The sequence below is a fragment of the Pseudoalteromonas sp. G4 genome (assembly GCF_028875915.1).
GTDB lineage: Bacteria > Pseudomonadota > Gammaproteobacteria > Enterobacterales > Alteromonadaceae > Pseudoalteromonas.
Map to the genome: position 1 here is coordinate 1 of NZ_JAPEHW010000150.1, position 1,515 is coordinate 1,515.

General features: G+C 37.6%; 3 protein-coding genes. 1 reads left to right on the forward strand and 2 read right to left on the reverse strand.

What is annotated here, in order from left to right; all coding sequences use genetic code 11:
• The first annotated feature begins 24 nt into the window (after positions 1–24).
• Positions 25–879 (forward strand): hypothetical protein, encoded by an 855-nt coding sequence (locus ON073_RS20295; protein ID WP_274763682.1) that lies wholly within the window; start codon positions 25–27, stop codon positions 877–879.
• 68 nt (positions 880–947) lie between these two features.
• On the opposite strand, the gene ON073_RS20300 is transcribed toward ON073_RS20295, so the two are convergent.
• Positions 948–1,157 carry a hypothetical protein gene (locus tag ON073_RS20300; protein WP_274763683.1) on the reverse strand — a complete coding sequence of 70 codons (210 nt, stop codon included), beginning with the start codon at positions 1,155–1,157 and terminating at the stop codon, positions 948–950.
• Complete coding sequence (locus ON073_RS20305) at positions 1,150–1,371, reverse strand: hypothetical protein (protein WP_274763685.1); 222 nt, start codon at positions 1,369–1,371, stop codon at positions 1,150–1,152. Before ON073_RS20305 ends, ON073_RS20300 begins: the two co-directional genes overlap by 8 nt.
• Between the last annotated feature and the right edge of the window lie 144 nt (positions 1,372–1,515).

Sequence of the window (1,515 nt, forward strand, 5' to 3'; positions counted from 1 at the left end):
AATTAATAAAATGAGTAATTAAAAATGAACAACCCCCTAAACGAATTGATAAACGATTTTAATCGCCACCTCGCCATCGGTATGTTTTATCATCCTGGTACAAACAACCTCATTACTGGCTTAAATCGCCGAAAGCTTACCGCTATAATTGCCGTTAGGTTCGGTATTATCTCGCCAACACTCGTTAGCTGGTTATATCAAACCAGCAGGCATCAAGCACTTGAGCATTTAAATAAACTCGCAAGAGAAGGCTTGTTGGTGCTTGTTAAAACCCACCGTTCGAACGATGGCCGTATTTATGTGCCAACTTATTCCGCTGCAAAATATGCCGAGCAGTTAACAGGCATTCAAACTTATTTTCGCTCTAAAGCTAACCCGCAACTTTCCTTTAATCACAACACCGTAATGCATGATTTAATTAATGCGTTTGTGTTACTTCGAGGTATTCACAATTGGCAAACAGATGAAAAATATAACCCTTTTTGGCAAGGGTTTGTGACTGAAAAAGAGTTTAAACGCATTACCAGCAAGGATGTGCGTAATGTGGATGGGTTAGTGCAAGAGGATAGTGGCGCCCTTGTTGCGATTGAAATTGAACACTCTTTTAAAAATAAAACCACCCGCCGCCAAATACTGCTTAAATACTTAAGTGGAATAAAAGCGGGTTATTACAGCAAGGTGTTTTTAGTATCGCATTCGCTCGATATATTAAATGATGCAAAACGGCTCAATAACCAAATAATTGAGGAATTAACCTCTGCCAGCAACAGCAAGTTTAAAAAAGAGTATTTAAGTGATGACGATGCTGCACTTTTAGAAGCAAGCATCATCTACCGCACCAAGTTTTGTAATGAGATAAATGAGTTGTTTTATCAATAACTCTCAGCGGTATGATTACTAAAAACAATCACATGAAAAAGCCCACATTTGTGGGCTAGTGTTAATTATTATTCTGGCTTTTTTGTTAGTTTTACTAATAACCCCGTTATATAAATCAGTATTGAAAGCTCAATAAACTCCCAATTACTTAACGGAAAGTTACTATGCAAAGTAATTACATCAAATACGCTTAACATACCCAGTAAACATCCGAATAATCCCAGAAAGCGTGTAATGCGATAGAGCTCATCCAATAAATAGCTTTGTAATTTACTCATCAGGGTTTAACCTCAGATCGAGCGCATACAGCGCTAATGCCAGCGTAAACAAACAAAGTGATACCAACACAGCATCTTTTAAATAAATGACCCGCAAGTCATTATTTAAATCGCCTAAGGCGCCAGCGATTATGACAAGGTCGCCAGCAAGCTTAAACGCTTTAGCAAATACCCCAACTAACTCTGTTAGTTTCTGTTTAATACAAACTTTCATGCAATCTCCTAATGTTATGTCTTGCATAAACAACTAGGTTTGCCATGGGGTAAAAATAAGAAAACAGGCTCAAATGAGCCTGTTTTCAGGTGTCCTAATCATTGAACTCTGTCAATATCCATCGTTATTACAAACTCATTTTAG

Bases quoted from the DNA above. Each gene is read 5' to 3' on its own strand.
- ON073_RS20300 (WP_274763683.1), bottom strand. From the start codon at position 1,157: ATGAGTAAATTACAAAGCTATTTATTGGATGAGCTCTATCGCATTACA.
- ON073_RS20305 (WP_274763685.1), bottom strand. From the start codon at position 1,371: ATGAAAGTTTGTATTAAACAGAAACTAACAGAGTTAGTTGGGGTATTT.
- ON073_RS20295 (WP_274763682.1), top strand. From the start codon at position 25: ATGAACAACCCCCTAAACGAATTGATAAACGATTTTAATCGCCACCTC.